At 67.9% G+C, this 20,925-nt stretch carries 17 protein-coding genes; 8 read left to right on the top strand and 9 right to left on the bottom strand.

Translation table 11 applies throughout. The features are described 5' to 3' along the window. Positions 1-21: 21 nt before the first annotated feature. On the top strand, positions 22-1,980 hold the full coding sequence (locus PHP91_RS05895; RefSeq protein WP_300138273.1) for a peptide transporter: 1,959 nt from the start codon (positions 22-24) through the stop codon (positions 1,978-1,980). Here the strand turns inward: PHP91_RS05895 and PHP91_RS05890 are convergent. Next, entirely contained in the window at positions 1,977-3,392 is a 1,416-nt protein-coding gene (locus tag PHP91_RS05890) for a response regulator (RefSeq protein WP_300138270.1), read from the bottom strand. The genes PHP91_RS05895 and PHP91_RS05890 overlap by 4 nt on opposite strands. Positions 3,393-3,496: 104 nt before the next feature. Here PHP91_RS05890 and PHP91_RS05885 point away from each other — a divergent pair, with 104 nt between their 5' ends. Next, the gene (locus PHP91_RS05885; protein ID WP_300138359.1) at positions 3,497-6,388 is read left to right on the top strand and encodes a DEAD/DEAH box helicase; all 2,892 of its coding nucleotides are present in this window, start codon (positions 3,497-3,499) and stop codon (positions 6,386-6,388) included. A gap of 86 nt (positions 6,389-6,474) precedes the next feature. On the opposite strand, the gene ychF is transcribed toward PHP91_RS05885, so the two are convergent. From ychF to PHP91_RS05870, 3 genes are all read right to left on the bottom strand, one after another. Then, the gene (gene ychF, locus PHP91_RS05880) at positions 6,475-7,572 is read right to left on the bottom strand and encodes a redox-regulated ATPase YchF (RefSeq protein ID WP_300138267.1); all 1,098 of its coding nucleotides are present in this window, start codon (positions 7,570-7,572) and stop codon (positions 6,475-6,477) included. A 193-nt stretch (positions 7,573-7,765) separates the two neighbouring features. Further along, a complete protein-coding gene (gene htpG, locus PHP91_RS05875) occupies positions 7,766-9,667 on the bottom strand; it encodes a molecular chaperone HtpG (RefSeq protein ID WP_300138265.1) in 1,902 nt (633 codons plus the stop codon). Positions 9,668-9,981: 314 nt separating this feature from the next. Then, complete coding sequence (locus PHP91_RS05870; protein WP_300138262.1) at positions 9,982-10,587, bottom strand: MerR family transcriptional regulator; 606 nt, start codon at positions 10,585-10,587, stop codon at positions 9,982-9,984. Positions 10,588-11,301: 714 nt separating this feature from the next. On the opposite strand from PHP91_RS05870, the gene PHP91_RS05865 reads away from it, so the two are divergent. Then, positions 11,302-11,772 carry a MauE/DoxX family redox-associated membrane protein gene (locus PHP91_RS05865; RefSeq protein ID WP_300138259.1) on the top strand — a complete coding sequence of 157 codons (471 nt, stop codon included), beginning with the start codon at positions 11,302-11,304 and terminating at the stop codon, positions 11,770-11,772. Positions 11,773-11,789: 17 nt separating this feature from the next. On the opposite strand, the gene PHP91_RS05860 is transcribed toward PHP91_RS05865, so the two are convergent. From PHP91_RS05860 to PHP91_RS05850, 3 genes are read right to left on the bottom strand one after another with little or no spacing between them, the layout of a single operon-like run. Continuing rightward, a complete protein-coding gene (locus PHP91_RS05860; RefSeq protein WP_366141540.1) occupies positions 11,790-12,116 on the bottom strand; it encodes a hypothetical protein in 327 nt (108 codons plus the stop codon). A gap of 5 nt (positions 12,117-12,121) precedes the next feature. Further along, positions 12,122-12,544 (bottom strand): DUF4079 family protein, encoded by a 423-nt coding sequence (locus PHP91_RS05855; RefSeq protein WP_300138256.1) that lies wholly within the window; start codon positions 12,542-12,544, stop codon positions 12,122-12,124. A gap of 48 nt (positions 12,545-12,592) precedes the next feature. After that, the gene (locus PHP91_RS05850; protein ID WP_300138253.1) at positions 12,593-13,639 is read right to left on the bottom strand and encodes a glycosyltransferase family 9 protein; all 1,047 of its coding nucleotides are present in this window, start codon (positions 13,637-13,639) and stop codon (positions 12,593-12,595) included. 101 nt (positions 13,640-13,740) lie between these two features. On the opposite strand from PHP91_RS05850, the gene PHP91_RS05845 reads away from it, so the two are divergent. The 3 genes from PHP91_RS05845 (at position 13,741) to PHP91_RS05835 (ending at position 17,361) form a co-directional block, all read left to right on the top strand. Then, complete coding sequence (locus PHP91_RS05845) at positions 13,741-13,980, top strand: hypothetical protein (protein WP_300138250.1); 240 nt, start codon at positions 13,741-13,743, stop codon at positions 13,978-13,980. A gap of 383 nt (positions 13,981-14,363) precedes the next feature. Next, a complete protein-coding gene (locus PHP91_RS05840) occupies positions 14,364-15,704 on the top strand; it encodes a response regulator (protein ID WP_300138247.1) in 1,341 nt (446 codons plus the stop codon). Between the two features lie 94 nt (positions 15,705-15,798). Next, positions 15,799-17,361 (top strand): tetratricopeptide repeat protein, encoded by a 1,563-nt coding sequence (locus PHP91_RS05835; protein ID WP_300138244.1) that lies wholly within the window; start codon positions 15,799-15,801, stop codon positions 17,359-17,361. 15 nt (positions 17,362-17,376) lie between these two features. Here the strand turns inward: PHP91_RS05835 and PHP91_RS05830 are convergent, their stop codons facing one another. Beyond that, positions 17,377-17,832, bottom strand: coding sequence for a GNAT family N-acetyltransferase (locus PHP91_RS05830; protein ID WP_300138241.1), 456 nt, complete (start codon positions 17,830-17,832; stop codon positions 17,377-17,379). 8 nt (positions 17,833-17,840) lie between these two features. Further along, positions 17,841-19,226, bottom strand: coding sequence for a M48 family metallopeptidase (locus PHP91_RS05825; protein ID WP_300138239.1), 1,386 nt, complete (start codon positions 19,224-19,226; stop codon positions 17,841-17,843). Positions 19,227-19,360: 134 nt separating this feature from the next. On the opposite strand from PHP91_RS05825, the gene PHP91_RS05820 reads away from it, so the two are divergent. Both PHP91_RS05820 and PHP91_RS05815 read left to right on the top strand, forming a co-directional pair. Continuing rightward, positions 19,361-20,080, top strand: a complete 720-nt coding sequence (locus PHP91_RS05820; RefSeq protein WP_300138237.1) for a glutamine amidotransferase — start codon at positions 19,361-19,363, stop codon at positions 20,078-20,080. 420 nt (positions 20,081-20,500) lie between these two features. Continuing rightward, on the top strand, positions 20,501-20,925 hold a 425-nt coding region (locus PHP91_RS05815), incomplete at its 3' end, for an RHS repeat-associated core domain-containing protein (RefSeq protein WP_300138234.1).

The raw sequence follows: 20,925 nt of genomic DNA, 5'->3' as shown, positions 1-20,925 counted from the left end.
CGGACGCGGGAGGCGGACAGGATGTACGACGATAAGGAACTGAAAGAATATAGAGACCTGATGCAGCCGCCGGAGGTCTTCGAGGAGGGCTTCGACTGGAAGACCGTGGTCGGGGCCATCTTCATCGGCTTTCTGATGATGCCCGGCTCCATGTATCTGCAACTGGTCATCGGCCAGGGCGTGGGCCCGGCCGCGCGCTGGGTCACGATCATCCTCTTCGCCGAGATAGCCAAGCGGTCCTACACCCAGCTCAAGGAGCAGGAGATCTTCCTGCTCTACTACATGGCGGGCGCGGCCCTGGCCTCGCCGTTCCAGGGATTGCTCTGGAACCAGTACATCGTCCAGTCGGACGCGGCGCGAATGCTCGGCCTGACCGAGTACATCCCCCACTGGGTGGCCCCGGCGCTGGGCTCCGGCTCCTACCTGGAGCGGACCTTCCTGCACAGGGACTGGCTGGTCCCGATCCTGCTGCTGATCGGCGCGCAGCTAGTCCAGCGCATCGACCATTTCGGCCTGGGCTACTCGCTCTACCGGATCACCTCCGACGTGGAGAAGCTGCCCTTCCCCATGGCTCCCGTGGGCGCGCTCGGCACCATGGCGCTCGCCGAGTCCACCGAGGACCGGAAAACCGGGTGGAAGTGGCGCGTCTTCTCCATCGGCGGGGTCATCGGCCTGGCCTTCGGCTTCTTCTACGTGCTCCTGCCCGCGCTTTCGGGGCTGCTCTTCACCGAGCCCATCCGGCTGATCCCGATCCCGTGGATCGAGCTGACCCAGCACACCGAGGACGTCCTGCCCGCCGTGGCCACCGGCATCCAGTTCGACCTCGGCCTGGTCTTCGTGGGCATGGTCCTGCCGTTCTGGGCGGTCATGGGCGGGCTGGTGGGGCTTATCATCACCATCGCCGGCAACCCGATCCTCTACGCCCACGGCATCCTGCACCGCTGGCATCCGGGCATGGCCACCGTGGAGACGGTCTTCGCCAACAACTTCGATTTCTACATGAGCTTCGGCATCGGGCTGGGGCTGGCCATCGGCGCGGTGGGCGTCTACTACGTGGTCAAGTCCCTGCGCAGCAAGGACGGCAAGGGCGCGGACTTCTCGGCCCTGTTCAACCCGCCCGCGGGCCGGGGCGACATCAACTTCTGGGTCTCCATCGGCATCTACGTCTTTTCGACGCTCGCCTACATCCTCTTCTGCGTCTGGCTGGTGCCGTCGTTCCCGTGGATTTTCTTCGTGCTCTACGGGTTCATCTACACCCCGGTCATCTCCTACATCACCGCGCGGATGGAGGGCGTGGCGGGGCAGTTCGTCTCCCTGCCCATGGTGCGCGAGTTCTCGTTCATCGCCGGGGCCAAGTTCTTCGGCTACCACGGCCTGGAAATCTGGTACGCGCCCATCCCCATCCACAACTACGGCGAGGCCACGGTCCAGTTCCGGCAGATCGAACTGACCGGCACGAGCCTGCGCGGCATCATCAAGGCCGAGGTCCTGGTCTTTCCCATCGTCATGGTCTCGTCCCTGCTCTTCTCGCAGTTTCTGTGGCAGCTCGCGCCCATCCCGTCGCCCGAGTACCCCTTCGCCCAGGAGCTGTGGCATTTGCAGGCGCTGAACTCCCTGCTCATGCAGACCTCCACCCTGGAGGGCAACTCGCTCTTCTTCGAGGCCCTCTCGGCCCCGGTGGTCCTCTCGGGCCTGGGGCTGGGCCTGGTCATGTACTCGGTGCTGAACGTGCTGGGGCTGCCGGTCCTGCTGGTCTACGGCGTGGTGCGCGGCCTGGGCCAGTCCACGCCGCACGGCATGATCCTCGAAGTGGTCGGCGCGCTTCTGGGCCGCTTCTATTTCCTGAAAAAATACGGCGCCCAGTGGCGGCACTACGCCCCGGTCCTGCTCGCTGGATTCTCCTGCGGCATGGGCCTCACGGGCATGTTCGCCATGGGCTGCACGTTGATCCTCAAGTCCCTGGGGCGGCTGGCCTACTAGAATTTGCCTCTTCTCTGCCGAAACTGCTCGGGCAGGTCGTACTCGCCGTCGGTGCGTTCGTACCAGCGCAGGAAGGCGTCGACACAGGTGGGGCAGAGCTGCTTGCCGCGCTCCTCGGTGATGATCTCCAGGGCGACCTCGCGCGGCAGGGAATCGCGGTGCGGGCGCTCGCTGGTCACGGCCTCGTAGACGTCGGCCACGGAGACGAGCCGGGCCAGGAAGGGGATTTCCTCGCCCTTGAGCCCCTCGGGGTAGCCGGTGCCGTCCCACCGCTCGTGGTGGTAGAGGGTGACTTCCAGGATGTCGTGCAGACTTTCGATGGGCCGCAGGATGTCGGCCACCACGTTGGAGTGGCCCTTGACGTGCTCGAACTCGTCGCGGTTGAGGGGGCCTTCCTTGAGCAGCACCGAGTCGCGCACGCCGATCTTGCCCAGGTCGTGCAACTGGCCGATGAGCAGGAGGCGGTCCAGCTCGTCCTTGCTGAACCCCAGCTCCTGGCCGAGGCCCTGGGCGATGCGGGCCACGCGTTCGGAGTGGCCGCGCGTCAGGGAGTCGCGCGCCTCCAGGGCCTGGACCAGGCTGGCGATGGCGGCCAGGGTCAGGCGGTGCTCCAGGAGCAGCCGCTCCCGCTCCTCCATGAGCAGCCGGAACCGGGTGGAGAAGAGCTCCTCGATGGTGATGACCAGTTGGTTCATGGTGAAGGGCTTGATCAAGAAGGTGGCCGCGCCCTCGCGCATGAGGCGGCGCATGAGCGGCCGGTCGCTCACGGTGGACATGATGACCACGGGGATGCGGGAATGCTTGCGCGAGCGGGTCACGGTGCGGAGCAGCTCGCTGCCGTCCACCTCGGGCATCATCAGGTCGGTCAGGATCAGGTCCGGCTGGAACTCGTCCAGCTTTTCCAGGGCCTGGCGGCCGTTTTCGACCACCTCGATGACGAAGCCCTCCCGGTCCAGCCCGGCCTGGAGGAAGAGGCGCACGGAGAGCGAGTCGTCGGCGATCAGGATGCGGCTGCCGGTGAGGAAATTCTTGGTGCGCAGGATGTCCTTGATGCGGTCCACCTTGTCCTCGATGCGGTCGCCCTTGGCCAGATAGGCGTCCGCGCCCACGCGGAACCCGCGCTCGATGTTGCCGTCGGAGTCGCGGGCGGAGAGGATGATGATGGGGATGTGGGAGGTCTTGAATTCGGATTTGAGCCGGGTGCACAGCTCGAACCCGTCCATGCGGGGCATGTCCAGGTCGGTGATGACCAGGTCGAAGTCGTGGTCCAGGGCCTTGGCGAGTCCTTCCTCGCCGTCGGAGGCGACGGTGACCTCGAACCCTTCCTCGCGGAGCTGGGATTCGAGGGCGAACCGGACGGATTTCGAGTCGTCTACAACCAGAATGCGCGCGTGAGTCTTGTCGGTAAGCATGTTCGCTCCAGGATGCGTCGCAGTAAGCATGCCCCATGCTGCTCCTCGGGGAGGGCCGGGACAATTATATTGATTCACCCTCCGGCCCGTACTACGATTCCGAAGTGGAAATTCCCGTCAGCGAATACGTGGCCGCCCTGCTGGACAGCGAGCGCCTGGGACCGCAGGTGGTCCATCACCGCTTCATCGAAGGGGAGGGCGCGCGTCTCGACGCGCCCCGCCGTCCCTGGCCCGCGCCCCTGGCCGGGGCGCTGTCTCTGTCGGGCATAGAGGATCTATATACACATCAGGCCGAGGCCGTAAACCATATCCGCGCCGGTCACCACGTCGTGGTGGCCACGCCCACGGCCAGCGGCAAGTCCCTGGTCTACAACCTCCCGGTCATGGAGCGCTGTCTGGCCGATCCCGAGTCCAAGGCCCTGTACCTCTTTCCGCTCAAGGCCCTGGCCCAGGACCAGCTCCGGGCCTTTGGCGAGCTGGCCGCTCTGCTGCCCGGCCCGAACCGGCCCACGGCCGCCATCTATGACGGCGACACCACGCCCCATTTCCGGACCAAGATCCGCAACAGCCCGCCCAACGTCATCCTCTCGAACCCGGAGATGGTCCACCTCTCCATGCTGCCGCACCATGCGGCCTGGGCCGAGTTCCTGTCCGGCCTGACCCATGTGGTGGTGGACGAGGTCCACACCTACCGGGGCGTCATGGGCTCGCACATGGCCATGGTCTTCCGGCGGCTGCTGCGCCTGTGCGAATACTACGGCGCGCGGCCGACCTTCGTCTTCTGCTCGGCCACCATCGGCAACCCGGTGGAGCTGTGCCAGATGCTCTCGGGCCTGGAGGTGCATCCGGTGCTCGCAAGCGGGGCGGCGCGCGGCGGGCGGCACATGATCTTCGTCAATCCCGAGGGCTCGCCCGCCCAGGCCGCCATCCAGCTCCTGCGCTCGGCCCTCAAGCGGGACCTGCGGACCATCGTCTACTGCCAGTCGCGCAAGCTGACCGAGCTCATCGCCCTGTGGGCGGCGGAGAAGAGCGGCAAGTTCAAGGGGAAAATCTCGGCCTACCGGGCCGGGTTCCTGCCCGAGGAGCGGCGCGAGATCGAGTCGCGCATGTCCGACGGCGACCTGCTGGCGGTCATCGCCACCTCGGCCCTGGAGCTCGGCATCGACATCGGCGGGCTCGACGTCTGCATCATGGTCGGCTACCCCGGCTCGGTCATGGCCACGCTCCAGCGCGGCGGCCGGGTGGGGCGCTCCCTGCGCGACTCCGTGGTGGCCCTGGTGGCCCAGGAGGACGCGCTGGACCAGTATTTCATGCGCAATCCGGACGACTTTTTCGCCCGCCCGGCCGAGTCGGCCATGCTCAACCCGTACAACCCGGTGGTCATGGACAGCCACCTGATCTGCGCCGCGGCCGAACTGACCCTGCGCAGGGGCGAGACCTTCCTGCGCGAGCCCGAGGTGGGCGCGCGGGTGGAGGAGCTGGTGGCGCGCGGCCTGCTCTGCGAGGTGGCGGGCGACCTGCCGGGCCACCCGGCCGAGATCGTCTCGTCCCGGAAGCGGCCGCACCGCGACGTGGACCTGCGCGGCGCGGGCCGGTCCATGGTCATCGAGGACAACAGCGGCGACGGGTCGGGCCGGGCCCCGGTCATCGGCACCGTGGACCAGCACCGGGCCTTTCGCGAGACCCATCCCGGCGCGGTCTACCTGCACCGGGGCAGGACCTACGTCGTCACCGACCTGGACCTGGAGGGCGGGGCCGTGCACGCCGAGCGGCGGCGCGTGGGCTACTACACCCGGCCGCGCGGGAGCAAGGACACCGAGATTCTGGAGGTCCTGGGCCAGAAGGCGAGCTTCGGCGCGCGCGTCTATTTCGGCCGCCTGCGGGTCACGGAGCGGATCACGGGCTACGAGAAGCGCAACGTGCGCGGCGGCAAGCTGCTCGGGATCGAGCCGCTGGACCTGCCGCCCCTGGTCTTCGAGACCGAGGGGATGTGGTTCGAGATCGGCCACGACATCCGGCGGCGGTGCGAGGAGGAGTTCCTGCACTTCATGGGCGGCATCCATGCCGTGGAGCACGCGGCCATCGGAATGCTTCCGCTCCTGGTCATGACCGACCGCAACGACCTGGGCGGCATCTCCACGCCCCTGCACCCCCAGGTGGAGGGCCCGGCCGTGTTCATCTACGACGGGATGCCGGGCGGGGCCGGGCTGACCCGCCAGGCCTTCCAGAAGGCGGACGAGCTGCTGGCCACCACCCTGCGGACCATCGAGACCTGCGAGTGCGAGCTGGGCTGCCCGTCCTGCGTCCACTCGCCCAAGTGCGGCTCGGGCAACCGGCCCATCGACAAGCAGGCCGCCCTGTTCGTGCTCCGCTGCATCCTCTCGGGCGACCCCGCCACCATCGAACCCAAGGAGATCGACGTGAACAACCTGCCCGGCATCGAACCCGCGAAGCGGCCCGCGCCGAAGCGCTACGGCGTCCTGGACATCGAGACCCGCTACTCCGCCGACGAGGTGGGCGGCTGGGGCCGGGCCGACCGCATGGGCGTGTCCATCGCCTGCCTCTGGGACTCCGAGGGCGGGGCCATGTTCGACTACGAGCAGGAGCGGATCGGCGACCTGGTGGCCCACCTCAAGGCCTTTGATCTCGTCATCGGCTTCAACCACGTCAAGTTCGACTACGCGGTGCTCGGCGGCCTGCACCCCTTCAATTTCCGCTCGCTGCCCAACCTGGATTTGCTCAGCGAAGTCCAGGCCCGGCTGGGCTACCGGATCAAGCTGGACAACCTGGCCCAGGCCACCCTGGACGCGGGCAAGTCGGCCGACGGCCTCATGGCCCTCAAGTGGTGGAAGGAGGGGCGGCTCGACCTCATCACCGAATACTGCCGCCAGGACGTGGCGGTGACCCGCGACCTCTATCTCTACGGCCGCGAGCACGGCCACGTCTTCTTCACCAACAAGGCCGGGAGCAAGGTCCGCCTGCCCATCGACTGGTAGGTGGCGCGGCGCACGCTTTTGCCGCAATGAAAAGAAAAAGCCCCGGGTCTCGCGATCCGGGGCTTTCTTTCGTGCGCTGGGGAAATCTAGACGTTGAACAGGAAGTGGACCACGTCGCCGTCCTTCATGACGTACTCCTTGCCCTCCACGCGCAGCACGCCCTCGCCGCGGCACTTGGACTCGGAGCCGAACTTCACGAACTGGTCGTAGCCGATGATCTCGGCGCGGATGAACCCGCGCTCGAAGTCGGTGTGGATGACGCCCGCGGCCTGGGGGGCCTTGTCCCCGTCGTGGATGGTCCAGGCCCGGACCTCCTTCTCGCCCGCCGTGAAGTAGCTGATGAGCCCGAGGGTGTGGAAGCCGGTGCGGATGATCTGGTCCAGGCCGGGCTCCTCGATGCCGTAGGACTGGAGGAAGTCCTGGTAGTCCGCGTCGTCCAGGCCGACCAGCTCCTCCTCCATCTTGGCGGAAATCTTGACGAACTCCGCGCCGCGCTCCTCGGCCAGGGCCCGGACCGACCGGACGTAGCTGTTGTCCCCGGCCACGCCCGCCTCGTCCACGTTGGCGCAGTAGATGACGTTCTTGGAGGTGATGAGGCGCAGCTCGGCCAGCAGCTCGTCCAGGGCCTTGCTCCCCTCGGCGAAGGTGGAGGCGGGCAGTCCCTGGTCCAGGTGGGAGAGCAGCTTCTTTGCGCCCTCGATCCTGGGGGCCAGGGTCTTGTCGCCCTTGACCATCTTCTCCATCCGGGCCAGGCGGTTCTCCAGGACCTGGACGTCCGCCAGGATCAGCTCGGTCTCGATGATCTCGATGTCGCGCAGGGGGTCGACGGAGTTGGCCACATGGATGACGTCGTCATCGTCGAAGCACCGGACCACGTGCAGGATGGCCTGGGTCTCCCGGATGTTGGCCAGGAACTTGTTGCCCAGCCCCTCGCCCTTGCTGGCCCCGGCCACCAGGCCCGCGATGTCCACGAAGTCCACGGTGGAGTTCTGGATTCGCTGCGGGTTGACCAGCCCTGCCAGGACGTCGAGGCGGCCGTCCGGGACCGGCACGACGGCCTTGTTCGGCTCGATGGTGCAGAAGGCGTAGTTGGCGCTCTCGGCGTTCTGGGCCTTGGTGAGCGCGTTGAACAAGGTGGATTTGCCGACATTGGGCAGGCCGACGATACCGATGCTGAGGGACATGAAAACTCCTGATGGGGGGGGATTTCCGGGAACGGGCTCCCGGCACCGGCGAAGCAGTACAAGCCTTTGCCGCGGGATGCAAGCCCTAGGTGCGTCCGGCCGGGCGGGGCCGGGCCATGAAAAACGGCGGACCGCCGAGGGGCGGTCCGCCGCGCATCATCGCAATATCCCGCCGGAGGCGGGGGGAGCTGCGCTACTTCCGCGTCTCCACGTACCAGTTGCTGGACTTGGTCAGCAGGTCCTGGACCCGGCCCACCAGGGCGTGGGGGTCGGTCAGGTATCCTTCGAGGAGCAGGGCCGACTCGAAGAGCTGGTTGGCGGCCTGGTCGATGAACGGGTCGTTCTCGTCCTTTTCGCAGATGGCCAGCAGGTTGCGCATCAGCGGGTGGTCCGGGTTGACCTCCAGGACCTTCCTGGGGATGGAGGTGTCCTTGGAGACCACGCGCATGATCTTGTCCATGGACGAGGTGACGTTGCCGTCCGGGTTGGCCAGGCAGACCGGGGAGCTGGAGAGCCGGTCCGTGGCCTTGACCTCGGTCACGGCGTCGCCCAGCACGGCCTTGAACCGGGCCAGCAGCTTGTCGAGCAGCGGCTTTTGCACCTCGCTGAGCGGCTCGGGCCGCTCCACGGCCTCCACGTCCGCGAAGGGATCGAGCTTGGACATGTCCGCGTGCTCGGCGCTGACCAGGGCGTTGCCCTCGAAGTCGCGCAGGGCGTCCATGACGAACTCGTCGATGGGCTCGAACAGGTAGAGGACCTCGATTCCCTTGCGCCGGAAGACCTCCAGGTGGGGCGAGAGGGCCAGGGCCTCGCGGCTCGGGCCGTAGGCGTAGTAGATCTCCTTCTGCCCCTCCTTGGCGCGGGACACGTAGTCCGCCAGCGAGGCCAGCCCCTTGGCGTCGTCGTGGTGCGAGGAGTTGAAGCGGACCAGGGTGGCGAACTTGTCCTTGTTCAGGAAGTCCATGTACCCGGCCTTGAAGAGCAGGCCGTGGGCGCGCCAGAACTCGGCGTAGCGGTCCTCGTCGTCCTTGGCGGCCTTGGCGAGGTGGTCGAGGACCTGCTTGACCAGGGTGGAGCTGATCTTGCGCATGAGCAGGTTGTCCTGGAGCGTCTCGCGCGAGATGTTGAGCGGCAGGTCCTCGGTGTCGACCACGCCCTTGACGAAGCCCAGGTACTCTGGGAGCAGGTCCTTGTTCTGCCGCTCGATGAGGACGCGGCGGACGTAGAGGTCCAGGCCCCGGTTCTCGCGGTTCATGCCGAAGGGATCGTCCCCGTGCTTGGGGATGAACATCAGGGCGTTGAACTGGACCGGGGCGTCCACCGAGGTGTGCAGGGTGTCCAGCGGGTCCTCGGAGTCGTAGGTCAGGAACTTGTAGAACTCGGCGTACTGCTCGCCGGTGATCTGGAACTTGGGCTCGCGCCACAGGGCGGAGATGGTGTTGACGCGCTCGCCGTCCACGAAGATCGGGAAGTTGATGAAGTTGGAGTGCTTCTTGACGATGTTCCTGAGCGCGGCCGGGTTGGCGAACTGGGAGACCATGTCCTTCTTGAGTTTGACCTCGATGCGAGTGCCGCGCGGCAGGTCTTTCGCGGCCTCCCCGTCCAGGGCTTCGAGCTTGTAGTCGTTGCGGCCGTCCGAGGTCCAGGCCATGGGCTCCGCGTCGGGGTCCATGGACCGGGTGGTGACGGTGACCTCGTCGGCCACCATGTAGACGGAATAGAAGCCCACGCCGAAGCGGCCGATGAGGGCGTCCAGGGACTCCTTGCCGTCCTGGGCCAGCCTGGCGATCTCGGCCGTGCCCGAGTGGGCGATGGTGCCGATGTTCCGCATCAGCTCGTCGCGGGTCATGCCCACGCCGGTGTCGGTGACGGTGACGGTCCCGGCGTCCTTGTCGGCCGTAATGCGGATTTCCGGGGCCACGGCGTCCTCGGCCCCCTGGCTGGTGGCCTTGAACCGGGCCTTCTCCAGGGCGTCGGACGCGTTGGAGATCAGCTCGCGCAGGAAGATTTCCTTGTTGGTGTACAGCGAGTGCACGAGGATATCGAGCAGTTGGCTGACCTCGGCCTTGAACTTGTGGGTGGTTTCCTTGCCCATGTCGAACCTCCGGGCGCGTGGCCTCGGGCGGGCCGCCGGAGCGGCCGCGCCGGGCGGCGCGTTGATGAATTATTTGGTCGCCCCCGCCATTTGACAAGGCCCGCCGACCGGAGTTCGGTCCGGTCGGCGGGACTTCTTGGACGTGGAGCCGTGCGGGAATGGCGATTTCCGCACCTTGGGTAGATAAGTACGGTTCGTCCGCTGTCAAGGGCCGGGGGGCTGCCCCGCGCCCCGGCCCGGTGGGCGATCACCGGGCCGGGACGGACAGGGTTTTCGAGAGTGCCCCTTGGAGGTTTCGGGAGCCGAAATTCGGGTTAGGCCGAGGCCGCCTTGATCTTGTCGAGGAGGTACTTCTCCATCTCGCGGCGGTCCTTGCGCAGGCGGATCATCTCCGCCTCCATGATCTTGAGCTTTTCGCGGAGCTCGGCGTTCTCGCTCTTGAGGACCTCGGTTTCGCGCATGGCGGTGGCGATGCGGTCGGCGGCGGCCTCCAGGCCCTCGCGGATGTCGGCCACGTCCTGGCCGCCCGCCGCGCCGGTGAGCACGGAGCGGATGCCCTCGCCCACGGACTTGGCGATCTCCAGGCCGATGGCGGCGGCCATCTTCAGGGCGGGCTCCATGGCCCCCCCCGCGGCCTGGGGCGCGGGGACGAAGACCGAGCCTTCGGGCATGGCGTCGGCCTGGAGCGGGTAGGAACCGGCGAGCTGGTCCATGACGTCGCGGGCCGTGTGACCCTCCTTGAGCAGGCGCGAGATGGTGGAGAAGACCTCCACGGCCTCGGGCTTGAACCGCTTCTGGCGGCCGCGGCCCACGCTGGGCAGGTGCTGGGCGAAGCGGTTCTTCCAGTAGTGCACCGTGGATTCGGGCAGCTCCAGTTCGCGCGCGATCTCCGCCACGGAGAGGACTTTCTTGCCGGTCATGGTTCCCCCCTGGGTACAGACCCTTGTTGTTTTTCATTGGAGTACAGAATATCGATTCTTTTTTCAAGGGGAAAACCGATCTTATCTGCTTAATTTAATGTGATTTTTTCATGGCAAGAGCCGTTGTGGTTGATATTCCTGACTTTTTCTAGACTTTTTATAGTGGCGACGCGTTATGCAGGCGCGGTGCGGGTTTCGGCTCGCCGGGGCGGTTTTGCGGCGAAAATGGGGTGAAGGGGGGCAGGGGGACGTGGTCGGGGTGCGTGGCCGGGGGCGAGGGGCGAAGCCGGGCGGCGGCCTGGCGTCGGAGAGGGCGGGAGAGGTGGGCCGGGGTCGTGGTGGAGGCGGTGTAGTGTCGACGGGGGGCTGCCGGGTGCGCAATCGGGCGGCGCGCATGGCGGGTCGTGCCGGGGCCCCGCGAACTTCGGCGTCGCGGTCGGTCCTTGGGGTGTTGTTGGAGGGTGTTGCGGGGTCGCGGACCGGGCGTCGCGGCCGGGGGGGGGCGTGGCGGCGGGCCGTTCTCCCGGCCGGGCCGGGTTGCGGTCGGTTGGAGGCCCTTGCGGGGCGGTTGCGGTTCGCCGCCGCCGGGACTGCCCGGGCCGCAATCATGCCGGGATCGGGGCGGCCGGGCGGCGGGGGGATGTTTGCCAAGCCGGGCGGGTTTGTACTAAGAAGGCGGGGCCGCCCAGGGATCGAGACGGGCGGAGGAAACGCATGAACAGACTTCTTTCCGCATCCTCGCTCTACTTCGTGCTCCGGCTGGTGATCGGCGGCGTGTTCGTCGCGGCGGGCGCGCTCAAGCTGGCCGACCCGGCCGCCTTCGCCATGGCCATCGACGGCTACGGCCTGGTCTCCTGGAGCACGGCCAAGCTGCTTTCCCACGCCCTGCCGGTGCTGGAGATCGTCTCCGGCCTGGGCGTGATCCTCGACGTGAGGGGCGCGTTGGCCCTCATCGCGGTGCAGTTGCTGGTCTTTCTGGGCGTGGTCGGCTGGGCCGTGCATCTGGGGCTGGACGTGGACTGCGGGTGTTTCGGCCCCTCGGCCCAGCCGGGCGGCGGGTCCGGGGACCTCAAGGAGACCCTGGTGCGCGACGGCGCGCTTCTGGCCGGGTGCCTGGTCCTCTACTGGCGCCGCTGGGTCGGGACCGGACGGCCGAGGTCCCTGCTGCATCCCTTCCGGCGCTGAGCCCCTTCCCTTTTCCCCTACTTTCCGTCCTTGTCCCGGTTGCGGACGTCCTTGCGCCACGCGTTGAGCGGGGCGTAGCAGCCCTGGCCCGCGTGCTGGGAGCGGCGGACCTCCGCGCCCTGGTCCGGGTCGAGCATGAGCCCGCAGAGGTAGCGGCCCTTGGCCTCGTCCCATTTCAGGTCCGGGCAGCGGCGCACGTAGCCGTGGCGGCGGTGGGACTCCTGGCACGGGTCGGTCAGGCAGCACCAGCCGCAGCCCACGCAGGGGGCGTTCTCTTCGGTCAGCGGCTCGATGCCGGGTGCGCCCGAGAACAGGTCGAATTCGTCGTCGGTTCCGTCTGCCATGGCCATTACAGGACGAACTCGCGGATGACGTCCCAGCCCGTGCTGATCTGGTACAGGGCCAGGGCGAGCAGGAGCAGGTTGCACGCGCCGTGCAGCAGGGGCAGCACTGTGCGGGGGGCCTTGCGCCGGTCCATGTATATGCCCGACAGGCCGCCAGCCGCCATGATCGGCATCATGGACAGGGCCGTCTCGTAGTGGTCGCCGGTGACGAAGTTGACGCCCCAGGCCAGCCGGGCCATGAGCAGACCGCCGAAGAAGCCGATCAGCCACAGGGCGATGGCCGCGCTGCCGAACACGGTGTGGCGCTTCCACAGGAACTGGGTGCGCAGCCCCAGATGGCGGGACAGGAACCGCTCCACGCCGAGATACGCGGCGTAGACGGCCAGCAGCGTGGCCAGGGCCATCAGGACGGGATGAAACCAGAGCATGGGCCTCCCCTTGTTTTGGGCATCACTCTACATCAATCCGGACGTGAATCAAAGGCCGAGCTTGCCGCGCACGTTCTCCCAGACCGCGTCCGGCGAGAGGTCGCCCATGCAGCGGTGGTGGTCCAGGGGGCACTTGCGCGGCCCGTGCAGGCCGCAGGGGCGGCAGTCCAGGGGAATCTCCATGACCGTGGACCCCTTGCCGCGCGGGAAGAAGCCCAGGGAGCGGACCGTTGGCCCGAACAGGGCCGTCAGCGGCGCGCCCTGGACCCAGGCCAGGTGCATGGGCCCGGAGTCGTTGGTCAGGCAGGCGTCGCACTTGCCGAGATAGGCCGCCAGCTCGGGCAGGGAGAGCTTTCCCGACAGGTCGGCGATCCCGTCTCCGTCATCGCCGTCCCTCCGGGCCAGGGCGGCGACGCGCGCGGCCACCGGCTCCTCGCCCGGCCCGCCGAAGACCAGGACCCGGGCCCCGGCCTTCCGCGCGCGGCGCGCCACCTCGCCGAAATATTCCACCGGCCAGCACTTGGTGGGCCAGGTGGAGCCGGGGTGGATGCCCAGCACCGGCCGCCGGGCCGTGTATCCGGCCCAGAATCCGTTGGCGGCCGCCCGCGCGTCCTCGGGAAGAACCAGGGTCGCTTCGGGGGCCGGGGTCTTGATGCCCAGGGGGCGGAGCAACTGGAAGAGCCGCTCGACCTCCTCCAGCTCGTCGAAGCGGCGGGGGACCACATCGGTGTAGGCCAGCCGGTTGAACCACGGGGCGTCGTAGCCGACGCGCCGGACGATGCCCGTGGAGCCGGCCACCAGGGCGGAGCGCAGGCTCTTGTGGGTGCCGATCCAGAGGTCGAACCCCTCCCGGCCGAGCGCCCGTCCGAGCCGGACGGCGGCGGGCAGGGACTTCTGCGCCCCGCGCTTGTCGAATCCGCGCACGGCCGTCACGCCGGGCTGGGCCGCGAACAGGGGCTCGAACCCCCGGCGCACGAAAAAGTGGACCTCGGCCTCCGGAAAGCGAAGGTTGAGGGCGCGCAGCAGGGGCAGGGTGAGCACGGCGTCGCCCAGAAAGGCGGTCTGCCAGACGGCGATCTTGCGGGGGGCGTCCATGGGCGGGGTTGTACCCTCTGGGCCGGGTTCAGGCAATGGTTGATCTGACCCGGCAAACCCACTATCCTTGCACGCATCAGCGAACAGCAGGAGACCCATTGATGAAATATATCATGTTTGAAGACTTTTCCGGCACGGCCATTCCCGTCATCTTCCCCAACCGGATCGATCACGAGGAGATGCGCGAGCAGATGCCCTACACCAAGGTGCTTTCGGCCGGTTACATCTCGTACGGGCCCGAGGGCTTCCGCTGCCACGGCAGCTCCAAGTCCCTGGAGGCCCAGGCCGGGCCGGGCGACGCGGACCTCATCGCCGCCGCGTTCGCCAACGAGGAAAGCTAGGAACGGGCGGGAGCGGGTCGCCTTCGTCGGAGTGGGCGAGGCTTTGACCGGCCCCTGCCCAACGCCGGCCTCCCGGTGGAGGCCGGAGACGCCTCCCCGCTCCTCGACTGCGACTTCATCGCGCCTCACGCCCCCTGGGCCCCGCCCGGCGTGGCCGTCGTGGGCTCGGCCCATCTCTCGCACTACCATGCCGGCCACTGGTTCAGCCCGCCAGCGCTCCTGGCCCGGCGACGTCGCCGCCGTGTGACCCATTCGAATCACAATCTTTTCATCTTCGTCGGTGATGCCGGATTATAAAATCATTTTGTCCCGCTCCCGGGTATGCTAGGGAGCGAATCGGACGCCCAGCCTGCGGGCAAACCCACCGGCGTCCAGGGGACAGCATGGCGGACAAGAAATACGACTCCATTGTTTACGACTACTTCGAGAAGAAGGGGGGCGTGGTGGTCCTCATCAGCGAGGACCAGCTCTTCAAGCGGACGCTGGCGGCCACCATCCTCAAGACCATCGGGTCCAAGCGCGACTGCCTGTCGGCCTTCGAGAACGTGGAGTTGGGGCTCAAGAAGCTCCGGGATTTTCGCAAGGCGAACATCGACTGCACCGTGTTCATCGAGCGGATGCTGGGCGGGCGGCCGAGCACGGACACCATCATCACCATCAAGAGGCTCCTGCCGGACCTCAAGGTCATCGTCCTGGTGGGCGAGACGCGGCGCGAGAACATCGCCTATTTCTACGAGATCGGCGTGAACAACGTCATCTCCAAGCCCGCGTCCATGAACAACATCATCGAGAAGCTGGCCTTCACCATCAAGCCCCAGGGCAAGCTGAGCGAGCTGATGGGCCTGGGCCAGCGGCTGCTGGCGGCGGGCAAATTCAAGGAAACCCTGGCCATCTGCGACAAGATCCTGAGCCTCAAGGACAACTCCCCGGCCGGGCTGATGCTGCGCGGCGACGTCCTGCTGGAGCAGGGCGACCGGCAAGGGGCCATCGATTGCTATCTCAAGGCCCACGACAGCTCCCGCCTCTACCTGGAACCCCTCAAGAAGCTGGCCGCCGCCTATGAGGGCGTGGACGAGGAACAGCGGCTCAACTATTTGAAAAAGCTTGACAAGCTCAGCCCGCTGAACACCGAGCGCAAGACCGACATCGGCACGGTCTACCTGAAGCAGAAGAAGATGGACATCGCCGAGAAGTACTTCGACCAGGCCATCGAGGCCGCCACCCGCGAGGCCATGACCCACGTGGGCCAGGTGGCCGAGCGCATCTCCGAGGCCGTGGGACATGCCTCGCCGAGCATGGCCGAGAAGTACCTGGCCAAGGTCATCGAGACCAGGGGCAGCGCCCTGAACAAGGACGACATCACCCTGTTCAACAAGCTGGGCATCGCCCTGCGCGGCCAGGGCAAGTGGCGCGAGGCCATCGACAACTACGCCCGCGCACTGGTGATTTCCCCGAACGACGAGGGGCTGCATTACAACATGGCCATGGCCTGGTTCGACGGCGGCGACCTGCGCGAGGCCGCCCGCTGCGTGGAGAAGGCCCTCAAGATCAATCCGCGGTTCTACGAGGAGAGCGTGCCCGCCTCGGTCAACCTGGGGACCATCTTCAGCGACCTGCGCCGCCCCGGGGAGGCCCTGCCGTTCTTCGAGAACGCGCTCCGGCTCAATCCCGGCCACGAGCTGGCCCGGAGCAAGGTGGAGGCCCTCCGGCGCGGCAGGGGATAGGCCCGTCTTGACCGGATTCGGCGGCAACGGGTAGGGTGGAGCCCGAAACGCAACGCGCGCCGGGGGTGCGCCGGACTTTCAGGGAGGCGAACGAATGCCGGGACAGTATGACCACATCATCCACCGCTTCCTTGCCGAGCAGGGCGGCTGCGTGGTCTGCCTCTCGGACGACGCCACCTTCGTCCGCTCCCTGCGCAACATCCTGACCCGCCTCATCGGCTTCAGGGGCGAGGTCCTCTTCCCCTACGTCCACGCGGGCCGCGCCATGGAGAAATGCCTGGAGCTGCGCGACCGGGGCGTCCCCTGCCTCGCCTTTGTGGAGCGCATGGTCGAGGGGCGGCCCAGCACGGATTTCCTGATCCGGCTCAAGGCCGAGTTCCCGGCCTGCCTGGTGGTGGTGCTGACCTGGGAGGCCACCCAGGAAACCGTGGCCTACTTCTTCGAACTGGGTGTCGGGCGCGTGCTGGTCAAGCCCGCGTCGGCGGACCGGGCCATCGAGGAGATGGCCATGACCATCAGCCCGCCCGGCGAGCTCAAAAAGCAGATGGAGCGGTGCGACAAGCTGCTCCGGTCCGGGGAGTTCGACGAGGCCCTGGAGGTCACGGACCGCATCCTGGTCCTCAACCCGGACTCGGCGCGCGGCCTGGTCATGCGCGGCGACGCCCTGACCGGCATCGGCGAGGCGGACAAGGCCGCGCAGGCCTACATGGCCGCCCACGAGGCCCGGCCCATCTACATGGAGCCGCTCATCAAGCTGGCCGCCGCCTTTGGCGGCATGGACGACGAGAAGGCCCTCTCCTACCTGGAGCGGCTCGACGACATCTCGCCCCTCAACCCGGAGCGCAAGATCGACATCGCGGCCCAGCACCTGCGCCAGGGGGACGCGGAAAAGGCCGAGGCCTACCTGGACCGCAGCGTGGAGGTGGCCGAGCGCGAGCACCTGAGCATGGTCGGCGACCTGACCGAGCGGATCGTGGACGCCGTGGCCCCCCAGGCCCCGAACCTGGCCGTGAAGTACCTGAACCGCGTCATCGACACCAAGCGCGTCCTGGGCCGCGACGACCTGGTCCATTTCAACCGGCTGGGCATCATCCTGCGCGGCGAGGGCAAGTGGAGCGAGGCCGTGGCGGTGTACGGGCGGGCCCTGGCCATCGCCCCGGACGATCCCGTGGTCCACTACAACATGGGCCTCGCCTACTGGGAGGGCGAGGAGCGGCTCCGGGCGCTCAAGTGCTTCGAGCGAGCCCTGGAGCTGGACCCGAAGTTCTACGCGGGCAGCGTGGGCGCGGCCCTGAACGTCGGTTCCCTCTACCTGGACCTGCGCCAGTTCGACGAGGCCGCGCCCTACCTCAGGCACGTCCTGGAGCTGGACCCGGACAACCAGACCGCCCAGAAGCGGCTTCGGGACGCCGAGGCGCGCGTCTCCGTGCAGCGGGCCAGGCGAAGCCGCGAGGAGCGGGAGCCCGGCCCGGGTTCCGGGCGGGAGTCCGGCGGCCTGGACCTGGACGCCATGGGCGGCGATTCGGGCCTGAAGCGGTCCGGCCGGCGCGGCTCCGGGAGCAAGGGGCTCGACGTGGACGCCCTGGCCGGGGACGCGGCGCCCGCCAAGGGCGGGAAGAAGAAAAAGGGCGGCAAGTCCTACAAGTTCGATTTCTAGGCCGGTCCGGCCTGCTCACCCGACCCGCATGTGCAGGAGGGGAAACGGCTTGCCCATGCCGTCCGCTTCCGAGCGGCCCGCCACCCGGAAGCCCATGCGTTCGTAAAAACCGACGGCGGCGGGGTTCTGCTCGTTGACGTCCACCTCGTCCGCGCCCCGCTCGTCCACGGCGAAGCGCAGCAGCCGCGCGCCCAGGCCCCGGCCCATGACGTCGGGCCGCAGGAAGAGCATCTCCACCTTTCGCCCGGCCAGCCCGAGGAAGCCGAGCAGTTCGCCCGTCCCGTCCTTCATGCAGTAGAGGTCCACGGCCGGGAGGAACTCGTCCGCAATGAGCGGTCTGAAGAAGCGGATGTCCGTCTCGGCCAGGAAGTGGTGCGTGGCCCGGACCGAGGCCTCCCAGACCTCGGCCACGGCGGGGTAGTCGGCCCTGCCGCCGGGGACGATGGCGGCGTCGGAGAAGGGATCGGCCATGGCCGCGTCTAGCCCAGCCCGGCGAAGGGATCGGCCGGGGGCGTGGCCTGGCCCCGGATGTAGCCCCATTCCACCAGCTTGTAATAGGCGTATTTGGCCTGGTCGCCCTCGTTGACCTGGTTGAGGAAGCGGACGTACTCCTGGGCGGCCTCGGGCCGCCTACCCATGCCCTCCTGGCAGTAGCCCTTGTAGAAGATGGTGTAGGGGTTGCCCGGCAGGGCCTTTTCGTAGGCGTCGAAATCCTCGTAGGCCGCGTCGAACCGCTTGGCCTTGACCTGGAGCAGCCCGGCCAGTTGCATGGCCTGGGCCTCGGCGGGATAGGCCCGGCGCGCCTGCTCGGCGTAGGACCTGGCCTCGCCGAACTGCTCCATGGCGATGCGGCACTTGGCCATGAGCAGCAGACCCGCGTAGTCGTCCGGGGCCTTCTTGAGGGCCGAGGCGAAGGTGGTCTCGGCCTGGGCGTACTTCTCCTCGCGCATCAGCTTCTCGCCGTCCTGCATCTCCTTGATGGCCGGGCCGATTCGGCGCAGGGCGGCGGTGTTGTCCATGTACCGCTCTCGGTAGAGGCGGTATTCCCCGGCCGAGGCGTACTTGGTCATGGCCTGCTTGCGCGCCGTGGCCAGCCGCTCGCCGCTCATGGGGTGGGTGGCGAACATCACCTCGATGGCGCTCGGCTCGCTGTCGTGCTGGTCGTTGAGCATGTCCATCAGGTCCACCATGCCGTCGGGGTTGTACCCGGCGCGGGTCATGTACTCCATGCCCAGGGCGTCGGCCTGGCGCTCGTCGTCCCGGCTGTAGGACGCCAGGAGCGCGCCCACGCCGAACCCGCCCAGGCCGCCCGCCAGCGCGCCCCAGCCCTTGCCGTACTTGGCCCCCACCACCGCGCCGCCGATGCCCGCCAGCCCGCCGACCACCATCTGCGTGGACATGCGCGAGGCCGTGTGCCGGGCGTTGACGTGGCCGATCTCATGGCCCAGGAGCCCGGCCAGCTCGGCCTCGCTTTCCACGCCGAGCAGAATGCCGCGCGTGCAGGCGATGGTCCCGCCGGGAAAGGCGTAGGCGTTGACGTAGTTGGCGTTGACCACATGGAAGGAGTAGGGCATGTCCGGCCGGTGGCTCACGGCCGCGAGCCGCTGGCCCACCCCGGACACGTAGTCGTTGAGGGAGGTGTCCCCGACCTGGCCGTAGTCGGCCGAGAGCTGGTGCGGAGCCGCCTGCTTGTCCATGGCGATCTCCTGCTCCTGGCTGACGAGCATGAACTGGTTCTGCCCGGTGACCGGGTTTTTGGCGCAGCCCCACAGGACCGGCCCGGCGGCCAGCCCCAGGGCGGCCAGGGCCCCGGCCCGCAGGAACTCGCGGCGCGTCTGGCGGCGTTGAACGTTGATCCGGCGCATGGTGCTCCCTCCTCCCTCCCTCAATAGCGCAAGGCCGCGGGCGGTTCAAGTCGGCAACCGTTGACAGGCGGCCCGGCTTGGGCCACCATGTCGCAGCCCGTCAACCCTGCAACCAGCCTACATTTTTGTATATTATGCCTAAGCCCTTTCTCATCATCAAGACCGGCGGCACCTACGGCGAGTACGCGGCCGAGCACGACGACTTCGAGCACTGGACCGCCCGGAACATGGGCCTCGCGCCCGGCCAGTGGACTTGCGTGGACGTGCGCGGCGGGGCCTCCCTGCCCGAATTCGGGCGGTTCGCCGGGACGGCCGTGACCGGCTCCCACGACATGGTCACCGACGGCCTGCCCTGGATCGAACCCACGGCCCGCTGGATCGCCAGGGCCGTGGCCGCCGGGCACCCGGTCTTCGGCATCTGCTTCGGCCACCAGCTCCTGGCCCACGCCCTGGGGGGCGAGGCCGGGTATCACCCGAAGGGCCCGGAGATCGGCACGGTGCACGTGGCCCTGACCCCGGCGGCGGCCGACGACCCGATCTTTTCCGCCCTGCCGAATCCCTTCCCGGCCCACGTCACCCATTCCCAGACCGCGCTCCGGCTGCCGCCCGGCGCGGCGCTCCTGGCCCGCAGCGCCCACGACCCGCACCAGGCCTTCCGCCTGGGCCGCTGCGCCTGGGGCGTGCAGTTCCACCCCGAGTTCGACGAGGACATCACCCGCGTCTACGTGCGCGGCCAGGCGGCCGAGCTGCGCGAGATGGAGCGGGACCCGGCCGAGGTGGAGGCCAACGTCCGCCCCACCCCGGAGTCGGCGGGCCTGCTCACGGCCTTCGCCCGCTTCTGCCTGGGCCGCTGAGCCGGGCCCTCCGCCCGACGCATGCCCGGCCCCGTCCGGGCGGGATCACGCGGCCTTCGCCACATACCGAACATGAAAGCGGCTCTCCCCGGAGCCGCTTTTTTGTTGCGGGGAGTCCCCCGCGTGCACGGCGTGTCCCGGTCGTCGCTCCCGCGACTACTTTCCGCACCTGGACACGCACTACCGCAACTTCGAATACTCGCGCATGAGCAACCGGCTCCAGCGGGCTGGCAACAATGGCTACACCCATGACAAGAACGGGTTCCGCTCCATCTGGAACCACGGCGGCCAGTACACGCTCTATGAATACGGCCCGGATTACCGGCTCATGAAGGCCGAAAAGCGCGAAACCGGCGAGGTCTTCGAATTCACCCACGACGACCAGGCCGCCGGGCGGTCAAATACCGCAACGGCCAGCCCGTGGAGGCCTACCGCTGGCTCGACCTCCTGCGCCTGGACGGTTTCCATGACGGCGAGTCCGGCTACCGCTTCGCCTACCGCGACGGCGAGCGCACGCCCTACGCCATGCGGCGCGACGACGGGGCCGTGGCCTACCTTCTCTACGATCAGGTAGGCTCCCTTCGCGTGGTTGCCGACCGTGACGGCGACGTGATAAAGGAGGTCCTGTACGACCCCTTCGGCGGGATCATCGAGGACACCAACCCCGGCCTCCGCATCCCCATCGGCTTCGCCGGAGGGCTGCACGACCGCGACCTGGGCTTCGTGAGATTCGGCTGGCGGGACTACGACACCTTCACCGACAGGTGGATCGCGCCCGACCCGCTGGGCGACAAGGGCGGCGACCCGGACTGGTATGGGTATTGTCTGGACGATCCGGTGAACGG

The organism is Pseudodesulfovibrio sp. (assembly GCF_028692895.1).
In the GTDB taxonomy this organism is placed as follows: domain Bacteria; phylum Desulfobacterota; class Desulfovibrionia; order Desulfovibrionales; family Desulfovibrionaceae; genus Pseudodesulfovibrio.
Note: the sequence above shows the minus strand (reverse complement) of the source record. Positions and strands in the feature narration are given on the sequence as shown.

What these genes read in the sequence shown, in the direction of transcription:
- PHP91_RS05895 (WP_300138273.1), top strand. Translation starts at nt 22, where the DNA reads ATGTACGACGATAAGGAACTGAAAGAATATAGAGACCTGATGCAGCCG.
- PHP91_RS05890 (WP_300138270.1), bottom strand. Translation starts at nt 3,392, where the DNA reads ATGCTTACCGACAAGACTCACGCGCGCATTCTGGTTGTAGACGACTCG.
- ychF (WP_300138267.1), bottom strand. Translation starts at nt 7,572, where the DNA reads ATGTCCCTCAGCATCGGTATCGTCGGCCTGCCCAATGTCGGCAAATCC.
- htpG (WP_300138265.1), bottom strand. Translation starts at nt 9,667, where the DNA reads ATGGGCAAGGAAACCACCCACAAGTTCAAGGCCGAGGTCAGCCAACTG.
- PHP91_RS05870 (WP_300138262.1), bottom strand. Translation starts at nt 10,587, where the DNA reads ATGACCGGCAAGAAAGTCCTCTCCGTGGCGGAGATCGCGCGCGAACTG.
- PHP91_RS05865 (WP_300138259.1), top strand. Translation starts at nt 11,302, where the DNA reads ATGAACAGACTTCTTTCCGCATCCTCGCTCTACTTCGTGCTCCGGCTG.
- PHP91_RS05860 (WP_366141540.1), bottom strand. Translation starts at nt 12,116, where the DNA reads ATGGCAGACGGAACCGACGACGAATTCGACCTGTTCTCGGGCGCACCC.
- PHP91_RS05855 (WP_300138256.1), bottom strand. Translation starts at nt 12,544, where the DNA reads ATGCTCTGGTTTCATCCCGTCCTGATGGCCCTGGCCACGCTGCTGGCC.
- PHP91_RS05850 (WP_300138253.1), bottom strand. Translation starts at nt 13,639, where the DNA reads ATGGACGCCCCCCGCAAGATCGCCGTCTGGCAGACCGCCTTTCTGGGC.
- PHP91_RS05845 (WP_300138250.1), top strand. Translation starts at nt 13,741, where the DNA reads ATGAAATATATCATGTTTGAAGACTTTTCCGGCACGGCCATTCCCGTC.
- PHP91_RS05840 (WP_300138247.1), top strand. Translation starts at nt 14,364, where the DNA reads ATGGCGGACAAGAAATACGACTCCATTGTTTACGACTACTTCGAGAAG.
- PHP91_RS05835 (WP_300138244.1), top strand. Translation starts at nt 15,799, where the DNA reads ATGCCGGGACAGTATGACCACATCATCCACCGCTTCCTTGCCGAGCAG.
- PHP91_RS05830 (WP_300138241.1), bottom strand. Translation starts at nt 17,832, where the DNA reads ATGGCCGATCCCTTCTCCGACGCCGCCATCGTCCCCGGCGGCAGGGCC.
- PHP91_RS05825 (WP_300138239.1), bottom strand. Translation starts at nt 19,226, where the DNA reads ATGCGCCGGATCAACGTTCAACGCCGCCAGACGCGCCGCGAGTTCCTG.
- PHP91_RS05820 (WP_300138237.1), top strand. Translation starts at nt 19,361, where the DNA reads ATGCCTAAGCCCTTTCTCATCATCAAGACCGGCGGCACCTACGGCGAG.